13 protein-coding genes are annotated in these 12,508 nt (G+C 47.6%); 6 read left to right on the top strand and 7 right to left on the bottom strand.

Translation table 11 applies throughout. The annotated features are described in order from the left end of the window. Window positions 1–210: 210 nt before the first annotated feature. Window positions 211–2,379: a DNA helicase II gene (uvrD, locus tag HG547_RS08070; protein WP_169547555.1), complete on the top strand. Its 2,169-nt coding sequence runs from the start codon at window positions 211–213 to the stop codon at window positions 2,377–2,379. A gap of 125 nt (window positions 2,380–2,504) precedes the next feature. Then, complete coding sequence (gene ubiA, locus HG547_RS08065) at window positions 2,505–3,365, top strand: 4-hydroxybenzoate octaprenyltransferase (protein ID WP_169547554.1); 861 nt, start codon at window positions 2,505–2,507, stop codon at window positions 3,363–3,365. A 95-nt stretch (window positions 3,366–3,460) separates the two neighbouring features. On the opposite strand, the gene HG547_RS08060 is transcribed toward ubiA, so the two are convergent. Both HG547_RS08060 and HG547_RS08055 read right to left on the bottom strand, forming a co-directional pair. After that, window positions 3,461–3,874 carry a DUF4156 domain-containing protein gene (locus HG547_RS08060; protein WP_169547553.1) on the bottom strand — a complete coding sequence of 138 codons (414 nt, stop codon included), beginning with the start codon at window positions 3,872–3,874 and terminating at the stop codon, window positions 3,461–3,463. A gap of 40 nt (window positions 3,875–3,914) precedes the next feature. Continuing rightward, a complete protein-coding gene (locus HG547_RS08055) occupies window positions 3,915–4,331 on the bottom strand; it encodes a DUF2541 family protein (protein ID WP_169547552.1) in 417 nt (138 codons plus the stop codon). 389 nt (window positions 4,332–4,720) lie between these two features. On the opposite strand from HG547_RS08055, the gene HG547_RS08050 reads away from it, so the two are divergent. Further along, entirely contained in the window at window positions 4,721–5,779 is a 1,059-nt protein-coding gene (locus HG547_RS08050; RefSeq protein ID WP_169547551.1) for a nitronate monooxygenase, read from the top strand. 278 nt (window positions 5,780–6,057) lie between these two features. After that, entirely contained in the window at window positions 6,058–7,164 is a 1,107-nt protein-coding gene (locus HG547_RS08045) for an AI-2E family transporter (protein ID WP_069453719.1), read from the top strand. Here the strand turns inward: HG547_RS08045 and HG547_RS08040 are convergent. Together HG547_RS08040 and HG547_RS08035 are read right to left on the bottom strand one after the other, a co-directional pair. Then, a complete protein-coding gene (locus HG547_RS08040; protein WP_069453718.1) occupies window positions 7,161–7,451 on the bottom strand; it encodes a helix-hairpin-helix domain-containing protein in 291 nt (96 codons plus the stop codon). The genes HG547_RS08045 and HG547_RS08040 overlap by 4 nt on opposite strands. A 159-nt stretch (window positions 7,452–7,610) precedes the next feature. Further along, entirely contained in the window at window positions 7,611–9,671 is a 2,061-nt protein-coding gene (locus HG547_RS08035; RefSeq protein ID WP_169547550.1) for a prolyl oligopeptidase family serine peptidase, read from the bottom strand. Between the two features lie 157 nt (window positions 9,672–9,828). Here HG547_RS08035 and HG547_RS08030 point away from each other — a divergent pair, with 157 nt between their 5' ends. Continuing rightward, a complete protein-coding gene (locus tag HG547_RS08030) occupies window positions 9,829–10,347 on the top strand; it encodes a DUF2975 domain-containing protein (protein WP_169547549.1) in 519 nt (172 codons plus the stop codon). Between the two features lie 2 nt (window positions 10,348–10,349). Then, a complete protein-coding gene (locus tag HG547_RS08025; protein ID WP_039978987.1) occupies window positions 10,350–10,577 on the top strand; it encodes a helix-turn-helix transcriptional regulator in 228 nt (75 codons plus the stop codon). A 45-nt stretch (window positions 10,578–10,622) separates the two neighbouring features. Here HG547_RS08025 and HG547_RS08020 read toward each other — a convergent pair whose 3' ends face one another. The 3 genes from HG547_RS08020 to HG547_RS08010 all read right to left on the bottom strand — a co-directional run bounded on the left by HG547_RS08020 (window position 10,623) and on the right by HG547_RS08010 (window position 12,504). Further along, complete coding sequence (locus tag HG547_RS08020) at window positions 10,623–11,201, bottom strand: nucleoside triphosphate pyrophosphohydrolase family protein (protein WP_037413877.1); 579 nt, start codon at window positions 11,199–11,201, stop codon at window positions 10,623–10,625. 252 nt (window positions 11,202–11,453) lie between these two features. After that, complete coding sequence (locus HG547_RS08015; RefSeq protein ID WP_037413878.1) at window positions 11,454–12,038, bottom strand: TlpA disulfide reductase family protein; 585 nt, start codon at window positions 12,036–12,038, stop codon at window positions 11,454–11,456. A gap of 16 nt (window positions 12,039–12,054) precedes the next feature. Further along, window positions 12,055–12,504 carry a cytochrome c-type biogenesis protein gene (locus tag HG547_RS08010; RefSeq protein WP_037413880.1) on the bottom strand — a complete coding sequence of 150 codons (450 nt, stop codon included), beginning with the start codon at window positions 12,502–12,504 and terminating at the stop codon, window positions 12,055–12,057. Window positions 12,505–12,508 lie beyond the last annotated feature (4 nt).

The following is a 12,508-nucleotide window of genomic DNA, read 5'->3' as shown; positions in this document are numbered from 1 at the left end:
CCTACTCGAGACAAAGATCTGCTACCGAAAAGCTGGATTCCCGCTCACAAGCATTGCGGCAATGACAGTGCTTAAGAATGGACTGTGCCATACCGATCATCTTATGGCTACTGTCTCGTGGTTCTTGGCTTATGCCTCTTGTCTTATGGATCAGGCGCGCAGGTGGGATTTCTTCTGTTATAATGCCCCCTCGATTTTTTGGAGGCGAGAATGGACGTATCTTCTTTACTAGACGGCCTAAATGATAAACAGCGCGAGGCTGTCGCGGCACCGCAATCTAGCATGTTAGTGCTTGCGGGCGCAGGCAGTGGTAAAACGCGGGTATTAACCCACCGTATCGCGTGGTTAATGCAGGTTGAACAGCAGAGTCCTTACTCGATTTTAGCCGTGACGTTTACCAATAAAGCTGCGGCCGAGATGCGCGAGCGGGTAGAAAAAGTCGCGGGTACCAATATGGGGCGGATGTGGATTGGCACCTTCCACGGGCTGGCGCATCGTTTATTACGCACTCACTTCCAAGATGCGGGCTTACCGCAAAGCTTCCAAATTCTTGATTCGGACGATCAGCTGCGTTTGCTGAAACGCATCCTTAAAAGTTTGAATCTGGATGAAAAACAATATCCACCTCGCCAAGCGCAGGGTTATATCAATGGCAAGAAAGACCAAGGATTACGGCCTAAGCATATCGATGCGGGTGGTTTTCCGATTGAGCAGAATCTTTTAAAAATTTATCAGGTTTATCAAGAATCTTGCGATCGCGCAGGCCTTGTCGATTTTGCCGAAATCCTGCTGCGTGCCCACGAGCTTTGGCTCAATAAGCCGCATTTGCTGGCGCATTATCAAGAACGTTTTAAACATATTTTGGTGGACGAGTTCCAAGATACCAACGCCATTCAATATGCTTGGATTAGAGTGCTCGCCGGTCAAACGGCTAACGTGATGATAGTGGGTGACGACGACCAATCCATTTACGGTTGGCGCGGCGCTCAGGTTGAAAACTTGCACCGCTTCCTGCGGGATTTCCCGACGGCGACTACGATTCGCCTCGAACAAAACTACCGCTCCAAGGGCAATATTTTGAAGGCGTCGAACGCCCTTATTGCCAATAACCCCGAGCGTTTAGGTAAAGAGCTGTGGACCGACGAAGCCGATGGTGAGCCGATTTCCCTCTACTGTGCCTTTAACGAAATGGACGAGGCGCGCTTTATTGTCGGCCGTATCAATGACTGGTACGAAAAAGGCGGCAATTTAAGTGATTGCGCGATTCTCTATCGCTCAAACGCCCAGTCGCGCGTGCTCGAAGAAGCCTTATTGCACAAAGGTTTAGCTTATCGTATTTACGGTGGCCTGCGCTTCTTCGAACGCCAAGAGATTAAAGACGCTATGGGTTATATGCGGCTTATCAGCAATAAAAATGATGATGCCGCCTTCGAGCGGGTGGTTAATACACCGCCCCGTGGCATTGGCGATCGCACTCTAGATATTTTACGCACTACCGCGCGTCAGCAAGAGCTCACGTTATGGCAGGCCTGTTTACGGCTGCTGGATGAAAAAGTGCTTGCGGGCCGCGCAGCCTCTGCGGTACGTGGTTTTATGGATCTTATCGTCACCCTACAGGAAGAAACCCAGGATATGGCGCTGTACCGGATGACGGACACAGTGATCCAAGCTTCGGGCCTCAAAGCCATGTACGAAGCTGAAAAGGGCGAAAAGGCCCACGCTCGTATCGAAAACTTAGAGGAACTCGTCACCGCCGCGCGCACCTTCGAAATGCCAGAGGAACTTGAGGATATGGGCGAGCTTAACGCCTTCTTATCCCATGCGGCCCTAGAGGCGGGCGAAGGTCAGGCCGACGCCTTTACCGATGCAGTACAGCTGATGACACTGCACTCGGCCAAGGGGCTGGAGTTTACTATGGTGTTTATGGCGGGTGTCGAGGAGGGGATTTTCCCGAGTAAGATGGCGCTCGAAGAGGGCGACAGACTCGATGAGGAACGCCGCCTCTGTTACGTGGGCATGACCCGCGCGATGGAAAAACTCTATATCACCTATGCCGAGTCCCGCCGTATTTATGGCCGTGAAGATTACGCCCGTCCATCGCGCTTTATTAAGGAAATCCCGCCGCAATATGTGGACGAAATTCGCTTAAAGGCGCAGGTGTCGACGCCGATGGCCAATAATCGCTTCAGTGCGCAAAAGTCGGCGGTCGCCAACGATACTGGCTTTAGCGTCGGCCAAAGAGTGCATCATCCAAAGTTTGGTGACGGCAAAGTAACAAACTTTGAAGGCAGTGGCGCACAGGCGCGGGTACAGGTGAATTTTAGTGATTTTGGCAGCAAGTGGCTGGTGGTCGCTTACGCGCGCTTAGAGGCGCGTTGATTGGTATGAATGTCATGATTTTGTGACAGTTTCAGCCTATGCAAATTCGCTTAAAAGGGGGCTAGGGTATATGATGTTTACCCTAGCAACCGAGATAAAAAATTAGGTTTGGGAGTAGTTAGTTAATGAATCTAAAGCAGAAGTGGGACGTGTATTCCCGCCTGACTCGACTCGACCGCCCTATCGGCACCTTGTTATTACTCTGGCCGTGTTTGATGGCGCTGGTGCTAGCAGCAGGTGGTATGCCCGATCTTAAGGTACTCATTATCTTCATTATTGGTGTGGTGATTATGCGTGCCTGTGGCTGCATTATTAACGACTATGCCGATCGCGATCTCGACTCCCACGTTGAACGTACTAAATCCCGCCCCCTCGCCAGCGGCGAAATTAGCACCAAAGAAGCGTTATTACTGTTTGTGATCTTAGGTTTAGCCGCTTTTGGTTTAGTCTTACTGCTCAATGGTTTAGTGGTTAAATTATCCGTCGTGGGCATTATCCTCACCATTATTTACCCCTTTACTAAGCGGGTAACAAACATGCCGCAGATGTTTTTGGGTGTGGTATGGAGCTGGTCTATCCCCATGGCCTATGCGGCGCAAACCGGTGAAGTGCCCATCGAAGCCTGGTGGTTATTTGCGGCGAATTGGTTTTGGACCGTGGCCTACGACACTATGTACGCCATGGTCGATAGGGATGATGATTTAAAAGTCGGTATCAAATCAACCGCCATTCTTTTTGGCCAATACGACCGTCAAATCATTGGATTATTTCAAATTGCCGCGCTTTTATGCTTTGTTGCCGCGGGTTGGAGCGCCGACCGTGGTTTGCTCTATGGCTTAGGATTGCTCACCTTTGTTGGCTTTAGCACCTACCAGCAGATGCTGATTTTTGGCCGTGAAAGAGCCCCTTGCTTTAAAGCCTTCCTCAATAATAATTGGGCGGGTTTAGCATTGTTTGTCAGCTTAGGTGCCGATTACCTGTTCTAACAGCGTTACCCAATATTGTTATTGTTCCAATAAGAAGCCCGCACATTGGCGGGCTATTTTACGCTTACGCTTTTTAGCGACTTAAAAGCGCGTGCTTATTGCTTTGGCGCTTCGCTTATTTCGCTAGAATTGGCTGCTGCATCTGGCTCAGACGCTGGCTTGTCTATCAGCGGAACCTGTGAGCAATCGTAGGCATTACCCATTAAAGTGACTGAACTTAAAAATCCAAAATTTTCATATAGATAAACAGTATCTGCATTCAGTTTATGTGCTTTGATGCGCATTTCATTCAATGTTCCCCACACCATATCTTGGTCACTGTGGAGCCAATAGTCATAAAAATGCCCTTCCGAGCCGAAAATAGTGCCCTTATGGACACAGTTATTTAGCGCTGCAGGATTATTCCAAATCACTTTAACATGGCTAGATTCTGCCGTTGGAAAGGTAATACAGCCGCTTAACCCTAATGTCATTAAGGTGACTAGCGTAAATAAACGCAAATGTTTCAATTTAAGCTCCTAATGGATATTTAATTTTTAAGGTAATAGGTTATTTACGTCCTAATACTTTAATCCCTGCTTTACTACGATCTGAGTTTCCATATACTTCAATTTTTTTAACACAGCGGCGGGTGCCTAATGATTTCCATTCCGAGTGTTCATCTTTCTCGATATCGGTATCAAATTTGATGGTGCGGGTTTTATCATCCCCATAGGTGACGACAACGCGATCGATACTCACATCTCTTTCGGCCTTGATTTTGATGTATTTTGCCTGTCGGCAAATAACTAACGGAATGGTTGCAGGATGATCGCCAATGCCGAGTAATATGGTGCGGCCAAGGGTGATTTCATCGTCATTATCATCTTTTTTTGCATAGGCAACGGATGTGGTAAACATCAAGAGTAAGCAGATAATTATTCGATTAATATTGAACGTCGAAAATAGACTGGATTTTATTAACATATGGCCTCCAAAAAATGGGGGCGAATCATAAAGTATTTAATGTAACCTAAATAGTTTTTTTATCGCTTAGTGCGGTTGATATCACGGGTTTTATTTTAATAAGGTCAATATGTGTTTTGCATTATGATACAAATGTAATTTAAATTATGCCGATATTATTTTTACTTTTAATTAGACTTAAATATCCCTTAACGCATGACATTTTATGATCTAACCCAATTTACCGATTTTCAATATTTGGCAAATACTATAAGTTGCGTGCAGTTTTCTGGTAGATTGTGATAAATACCACTCAGTTTGGTGGTAATCGTTGTTTAAGCTGGCGGTCTCGGAGTGAGTAACTGCTGCGGAGTGAGTGACAGCAGGATTAAGTTCAAAGGAGGTGAAGTATGCCGTGTCGACTTACACGATTATTTGGGATTGAATTTCCGATTATTCAAGCGCCTATGGCTGGAGTGCAAGGCAGTACACTTGCTATCGCCGTGTCTGAGACGGGGGGTTTAGGTTCATTACCTTGCGCCATGTTATCCCTCGAGGCGCTTGAAGCTGAGTTAACCGAAATTCGAGCTAACACGACTAAACCTATCAATGTGAACTTCTTTTGCCATAGCGAGCCTCTGCCACAGGCGACCAAGCAAGCGAGTTGGCTCGAACAGTTAGCACCCTATTTTGCGGAATTTAAGCTCGATCCAAACGCGCAGCCTGCTGGCGCGCAGCGAACACCCTACAGCAAGGCGCAGGCCGAAGTGTTAGCCAAATTTAAGCCCGAGGTGGTGAGTTTTCATTTTGGGCTGCCCGATGAAGAATTGCTGCTGGAAATCAAATCCTGGGGCTCAAAAGTTATCTCTACGGCGACTACTGTCGAGGAGGCACTTTGGCTTGAGGCCCACGGCGCCGATGCGATTATTGCCCAAGGTCTAGAGGCGGGTGGGCACAGAGGACACTTTTTATCCGAGGATTTAACCGAGCAGCAAGGGACTTTTAGTCTATTACCGCAGGTGATTGCGGCGGTGGATATTCCTGTGATTGCCGCCGGCGGCATTGTCGATGTCACCACAGTGCGCGCCGCCATGGCGATGGGCGCCTCGGCGGTGCAAGTGGGAACAGCCTATTTACTCTGCCCCGAGTGCAATACCAGTGCAATCCATCGTGAAGCGTTGCAAAGTGAGGCGGCGCAACATACGGCGCTGACGAACTTATTTTCTGGCCGCCCCGCCCGCGGCATAGTAAACCGTTTTATGGCTGAAATGGGGCCGATAAATGAGGCTGTACCGGATTTCCCCTTGGCATCTTCAGCGGTTGCAGGCTTAAGGACGGCGGCGGAGCGACAAGGATTTGGCGATTTTAGTCCGCTGTGGTGCGGGCAAAATGCCAGTGGTTGCCGAACGATTCCCGCAGCCGAACTGACACGGCAATTGGCTTTAGGCTTTGGGTTTAATATCCAATAAATAGTTACAGGCGCAAAGCCTGCATCTACTGTTAATTCCAAGGCTCAAGGCCGCGCCATAAGGATTTTCAGCCATTTGGCCTTCGAGACATTTGAATACCTTTGGGGATGCAAGCACCACTGATACACTACTCACGCTTTTGTTAAATGTCGTTGCCCATGGAAAGCACTGCGCAATAAACTGGCTAACAAAATGGGGAACACCCAAAGGCTGGTTGTTGCTTGGCACTCTGCCGAGTTTTCCACCTTGTTGTTGGATTCTATTGTGGGAGTATGTGGATGGCACAGATTATCAGTAATGCTGCGGTGGGTCGTACCCTATTGATTTTATTGCTGTGTGCTGGTGTTTTCTTTTTTATCGATTTTTTAGTTCCCGCCTTGGCCGCCCTGATCGTCTGCTTCTCCAGTTGGCCGCTGTATCAAAAATTATTGGTTAAATGCGGTGGTCGCTCGGCGCTGTCTGCCACTATCGCGTTAGTTTTGATTATTGTCGGGCTAATTACGCCGCTGATATTTGTTTTTTCCTATGCTTTACAAGAGATTAGGATATGGGCTGAATGGTTGGTGTATGCTAACCAGCATGGCGCGCCCGTTCCCCTTTGGATTAAGGATTTACCTTGGGTTGGTGCGTGGTTTACCCAGCAATGGCAACAGTTTATCGGTGAACCCCATGAACTGGGCAAGATAGTCAGTGCAATTAGCGGCCAGAATTTGACAGGCATTTCCCGTTGGGTGCTGCAATTGGGCTGGAATACTTTAGGCTTGCTGCTGACCTTGTTGTTTATGCTGATCACCTTATTTTTCTTATATAAAGATGGCGCGTCGGTGGCGAAGCAGATTGATATTGTCGGTGAGCGTATTCTACCCGCCCGCTGGTATCGCTTTTCCCGCGTGGTGCCCGCGACGGTAAGTTCAACCGTTATCGGCATGACGCTTATCGCCATCGGTGAGGGCATAGTGCTGGGGATTGCCTACTGGATTGCGGGTGTGCCTTCGGCCGTGGCCTTTGGGGTGTTGACCGCGTTTATGGCCTTAGTGCCCGGCGGCGCGCCAACCATGTTCACCCTGATCTCACTATACTTAGTCGGCACTGGCGATATGACCGCTGGGGTCGGCTTATTCCTCTGGGGCAGTATCGAGCTGTTTATCGTCGATAAAACCCTGCGCCCTAATCTGGTTGGTGGGCCTATTAAGCTGCCTTTCTTACCGACTTTTTTCGGCTTGATTGGTGGGGTGAAAACCATGGGCTTTGTGGGTCTGTTTGTCGGCCCCGTGTTGATGGCGCTGTTAGTCGCTATCTGGCGCGAATGGTTAAGGGATGACCCTGATAGTTCGGTTGTAACTGCATCCCTTGAATCACCGCAGGAACAAGGCCATTCAAATTAAGGACGAGTGAGTGCCTGTTTGCGCTCCTCGGTATAAAACCACCAAGGTTGAGGATCGTCGCCCGCCATAAAGCGGGTAATCGAAATAAACACATCGAGCATGCAGGGATCGTGGATTTGCCCCGTTTTGTCACACAGGGTTTGATACATTTCATAGGGATTTCTCCCAAGCAATTGCACTGGCGTCTCTATGCCGAGCAGACGTAGATCCGCCGCGCTCGCTTTACCAATATTCGGTAAATCCGTTAATTGTTTTACTTGGGTTCTGACAACCTTTGCTGGATTCATTATTTATCCCTAACCAACTGAAATATTTCATCTTTAAGTATAGATTGTTGCGGTTTTCTGCTCGTTATCCGGCATGATCTTGAGGGCTGAAGGTGAGCTTATGTATAAAATCTAGGCTAGTTTGCCGCCTTTCTCTTCCTTGGTAAAGGCGGCAAAAGTTTAGAGCTTACTGATATCGACGTTCAAGCTGTCTAAGTGTTTTAGAATTTCAGGATCCACATTGGTGTCGACACGCCCACCTAAATGCTCAGCAAAAAACTGTTCGGTGGCGACAATCGAGGCTAGCTTGTTGGCACGTTTACTAAAGCCATGTCCTTCGTCTTTTGCCAGTACGTACTTAACGGGTAAAGACTTTTGATACATCTTCTTGGCGATATTATCCGACTCAATTTGCGTGACGCGTGGATCGTTCGCCCCTTGGATCAGCATCAATGGCGCCTTGATATTATCGACATAGTTAATTGGTGAGCGATTTTCCATATCTTGCTTCTGCTCGGCAATTTGCGGGTCGCCAACCGACTCAAACCATTGGCCTAAATAGGGACGCCAGTAGTCGGGGAAGGAATTCATCAGTGTCACTAGGCTCGATGGCCCTACATAGGCGATCACAGCATGGTACAAGTCAGGTGTAAAAGTCGCGCCAGACAGTGCCGCATAACCACCGTAGGAGGCGCCGAAGATCCCTAAACGCTGTTTATCGGCAATACCCTGTTCGACTAAGTAATTGGCACCATCGGTGAGATCGTGCTGCATGCTGCCAATCCCCCAGTTACGGTTGCCTAAGTTTAAGAACTTCTTACCGAAACCCGTCGAGGCACGGAAGTTAGGTTGTAATACGGCATAACCACGGTTGGCATAGAACTGGGCAATCGCGTGGAAGTAGCCCGAGTCGAGCGTCCAAAAATCCCGTGCCCAAGGGCCGCCATGGGGCAGGATAATGGTCGGTAGCTGAGTCTGTTTGCCTTTCGGTAGCGTTAAATAAGCTTGGATTTTCACGCCATCCCGAGCGGTATACACAATCGATTGGCGTGGCGAGAGTTGATCAGCTGGAATGCTGGCCGGAATATCCACTAACAGGTGGATATCCCCCGTGGTGGCATTGTATTGATAGTCAGCGCCTGCGGCTCGGTCGCTGGCGACATGAATTTGCCACAGATGGGTTTTCTCGTTCATCTCGCCAATCGTGATTTCAACATCTTGATTAAAATGACGATTTATCACATCCCAATGACGGGCAAACTCGGCATTTAAGGGATAAACCCGTAAGCGTCCACCATAGTAACCAACTGCTAAGGGCTCACCTGCGTCGCTAAACTGTACCCCAAAGACGTCGGCCTCGTTATCGGGATCCTTGTGAATGGTTTCATATTTACCCGTCATCAGATCGACTTTCAGCAATTCCTGCTTATCGCGATCGCCGATATTGGCGCTGATATAGGCGAGTTTTTGGGCATCATTCACTTTAAGAATATCGATGCTCTCACCCTTGGCACTTTGAATGATCTTGCGCCACTTACCGTCGATCAGCACATACAAGGCATTGGTGTTATCGAGATTACTGCTGCTGGCAATCACAGGTTGACCCTGCTTGTTAAATTTCACCTGAGTAAAGCTCTGCTCGTTCTTCAGGATAGGGGTTAACTTGCCGTCGTTGATATTGAGCAGATAAATATCCATGCGGCTCGAATCGTCGTGGTTGGCTTGAACAACCAACAAATCGGGATTGTCTTTTACCTGCTCGAGAACGCTATATTGCACATCGTCCTTATGGGTTAAGCGCTGCTCTTTGGCGGTGATCTTGCCAGCTTTTTCCTCAAAACTCAGCTTATAAATTTGCGTATTTTCGTTACCGCCTTTGTCCTTCATAAAGAATAAGTCATTACCCTTGGCGGACCATTCGAAGGCGCGGATGGGTTCTACCGATTTGGTCAGTGGTGTGGCACTGGCAAGGTCGGCCTTATCTTCCATCAGGAAGATATTGCTGGCTCCTTGGTACTCCTTCACAAAGGCAAGCCACTTGCCATCGTCGGACATTTTTAGATGGCGAATGCTTTGCTCATTGAAGAAGTTTTCGATAGGAATGAGCGGCGCCTCGGTTTGCTGCGTCGCGGCAACTTGAGGTTGCTCGTTGCGAACATCCGCCGTAGTGCAACCCGTCAGCAGCAGTGCGGCGGCAATGGCAGCACTGCATAACTGACTCGTAAAAGGAAATTTTTGCATTGTCGTAACCTTAGTTTAGGAAAATTGACATTATGCTAATACGAAAATTAATTATCGTAAAACAATAAAATTATATTTCTTTGTAATATTTTTTGTCGAAGGATTATACTGGTATTCGTTCGCTATGAACGGCTTGGGATGATGTTTGGGTGAGTGGATGAATCAAAATTTTAAAAAATTAATAAAAATCAGTGGCTTTTGTCGCTGGCTGGTGCTCTTGTCTGCTGTGGCGATTATCGCCCATCTGCTTTATAGCTATTGGGCCTATGATGAAATCCGCTTCAATACCAGTAATTCCCTGTTCCTCGAACTGTGGAACTTGCCGAACGCTAACCGAAACCTGTTGCTCGTCATGCTAACCCCATTATTTATATCATTTTTAGTCGGTGTTTATTGGCTACAACGGCTCTTATCCTGCTATCAACGGGGGTTATTTTTCAGTGATGAGAGTATGAAATGTTACTTGTGGCTCGTATGGCTGAAAGCCGCCGCTTTAGTGTTTGAAATGCTACAAAACTTAGGCATAGGCTATTATCATCAGTCATTTTTTGAGAATGGTCGCATCGAATTAGTGCTTGATTTTGGCAATATCACCACGATTTTATTGATGTTGCTTATCGTGTATTTGCTTAAAGCCGCCCGCGATTATGAGGCGGAAAACAAAGAGTTTGTTTGATCTTGAATATTATCGTTAATTTAGACGTCATGATGGCGATGCGAAAGGTGAGTTCTAAAGAGCTTGCCAAGGCCGTAGGCATTACCGAGGCTAACTTGTCCTTGCTTAAGCGGGGCAAAGTCAAAGGGGTGCGTTTTGATACCTTGGCGAGTATCTGTGAATACTTAGCCTGTCAGCCGGGGGATATTTTGGAATACCGAAAGGATGCTGAGCAAGATACGTCGGACTAAGGGAAGATGCCTAGGCTGCATGCTGTGCAGCCTAGGTTTGCGGTTTTACGCTTTTACTAACTGAGTTAAATCCGCTGGGCGATAGTACACCGACTTTAATACCTTGCCTTGGCGCACGACTTTACCGGCCATTTCTACATCTTTAGCGCATTTGGCGATGATAAATTCGCCCTTTTTACTGCCGACGATGTCAACGCCTTGCTCGGCATAAAAAGCAATGGTTTCGGCTAGCTCTTGCTCGTTGCGGCACACTTTGCTCATATTGCTCGAATGGACTTCGTCCCAGCAGGCGATAAAGTCAATTTCACGGTTTTTGGCGACACACAGCAGCAAGTCGATAAGGTAGCTGATTTCTAATTTGTCATGCATGTGCTCGGCGCCTAAGTGCACTAAACGCCCCATCAATACATACACTGAATCGACAATGGCATCGGCTTGTTCGATACGGCTATCGGCTTCGGCAAGTTCAGTTAACTCTTCAATAATCAGCGAAGTATGTAAGGTGTCAGCCTTATCATCCAATGAGCTGGCATCGTTGACGGCGAGGTCGAAGGTACTGCGAAACTCACTGATATCACGATACAAGTGGTCATAAATAGGTTGAGTTAAACAGCTGAGTTTCATCGGAGTGCCTTAGATTTTATCAATAGGTTTTACAAATAGATTGGTGAAATCGATTCATGGATAACTGCGGCAATTCTAAAGAAAGGTGGCGCAGAATACAAAGTGTGCTGGCCTTGAAGTAAAAAATACCCGCTGCCAAATCGGGGAGCAGCGGGTTTCGGCAAAGATTAGGGTGGACACCGAATGGAGATTTGATTAACTGGCACGGACTAAGTCACTAAAGACCTCGTCATTGACCGCTGGGTTAACGGCTTATTGCGCGTATTTGGCGATCAGCTTATCCAAATAAGGGGCAACCTCTTTGTCAGACCAATCTAAATAGCCACGAACAAACCCAACAAGATTACCTTTTGCATCAAATAAATAAGTCGCAGGAACCACATTGGCAGGAATGATCTGCTCGATATTTTTGTTGGGGTCGAGCCAAGTGCTGTATTGATTAAAACCATGCTGATTAAGAAACGGGCGTACTTCTTTTATCTCTTCATCAATTGAAATTGGCACAATAGCGATTTTTTTATCGGCAAATTGCTGTTGTAGTTTTTGCAGCTCGGGGATTTCCCTTAAACAAGGGACACACCAGGTTGCCCAGAGATTGACTAGCGTAAGCTTACCTTGATGTTGCTTGAGGCTTTGTGCTTGCCCTGCTTCATCCATAAAAGGCACTTCGGGTATCCCGCGGGCATGTTGCATCTCAATAAAGCCCGTCATGACTCGTGGTTTTGGAATTGCTTCGCCAGTGTCATAGAGTTTGTTTTGCAGAGAATGGGCCTGCACGACGCAGCTCAGCAGCAATGAAGTGCAAAGGAGGGTGAGCTTGGCTGTGGATGATTTCATGGGTTTATCCTTATATTCAAACTGAGCGAGTCGCGTTGTTAGCGGAAGGTGACTTGCGTTTTATCAGGGTAAGACCTAAGCCTAACCCTATGATTAATAACGCCAGCGGACCTAGCCAAAGCGCCAGTGTTGAGGGTTTTAATTCCGGCTGATAACGAATTTTTTCACCGTAGCGCTGCACCATAAAATCGAGGATCTCATCCCGTTTATAGCCTTGTTCTAGCAGCGAAAAAATTTGCCCCTTGAGCTCATGGGCGATAGGTGCCTGCGACTCGAATAAGGTTTGGTTGGTCGCCATCGGGCAACGCAGCACTTTGCTGATCGCTATTGCCTGTTGCTGATAGGATGTGCCCATATCCGAGCTTTCCTGTGCCGTCGCGAGAAAGGTTGTCCCGCCAAAACAGAGGATGAGTGACAACAACCAAAACAATAAACTCAAATAGGGGGAGCGAAATAATGGATTCATGGGG

The organism is Shewanella sp. DNRA4 (genome assembly GCF_012843185.1).
Classification (GTDB): Bacteria; Pseudomonadota; Gammaproteobacteria; order Enterobacterales; family Shewanellaceae; genus Shewanella; species Shewanella xiamenensis.
This window is presented reverse-complemented; position numbering and strand designations above follow the sequence as displayed.

Excerpts from the sequence above, each read along its gene's own strand:
- uvrD (WP_169547555.1), top strand. The coding sequence starts at position 211 with ATGGACGTATCTTCTTTACTAGACGGCCTAAATGATAAACAGCGCGAG.
- ubiA (WP_169547554.1), top strand. The coding sequence starts at position 2,505 with ATGAATCTAAAGCAGAAGTGGGACGTGTATTCCCGCCTGACTCGACTC.
- HG547_RS08055 (WP_169547552.1), bottom strand. The coding sequence starts at position 4,331 with ATGTTAATAAAATCCAGTCTATTTTCGACGTTCAATATTAATCGAATA.
- HG547_RS08050 (WP_169547551.1), top strand. The coding sequence starts at position 4,721 with ATGCCGTGTCGACTTACACGATTATTTGGGATTGAATTTCCGATTATT.
- HG547_RS08045 (WP_069453719.1), top strand. The coding sequence starts at position 6,058 with ATGGCACAGATTATCAGTAATGCTGCGGTGGGTCGTACCCTATTGATT.
- HG547_RS08040 (WP_069453718.1), bottom strand. The coding sequence starts at position 7,451 with ATGAATCCAGCAAAGGTTGTCAGAACCCAAGTAAAACAATTAACGGAT.
- HG547_RS08035 (WP_169547550.1), bottom strand. The coding sequence starts at position 9,671 with ATGCAAAAATTTCCTTTTACGAGTCAGTTATGCAGTGCTGCCATTGCC.
- HG547_RS08030 (WP_169547549.1), top strand. The coding sequence starts at position 9,829 with ATGAATCAAAATTTTAAAAAATTAATAAAAATCAGTGGCTTTTGTCGC.
- HG547_RS08020 (WP_037413877.1), bottom strand. The coding sequence starts at position 11,201 with ATGAAACTCAGCTGTTTAACTCAACCTATTTATGACCACTTGTATCGT.
- HG547_RS08015 (WP_037413878.1), bottom strand. The coding sequence starts at position 12,038 with ATGAAATCATCCACAGCCAAGCTCACCCTCCTTTGCACTTCATTGCTG.
- HG547_RS08010 (WP_037413880.1), bottom strand. The coding sequence starts at position 12,504 with ATGAATCCATTATTTCGCTCCCCCTATTTGAGTTTATTGTTTTGGTTG.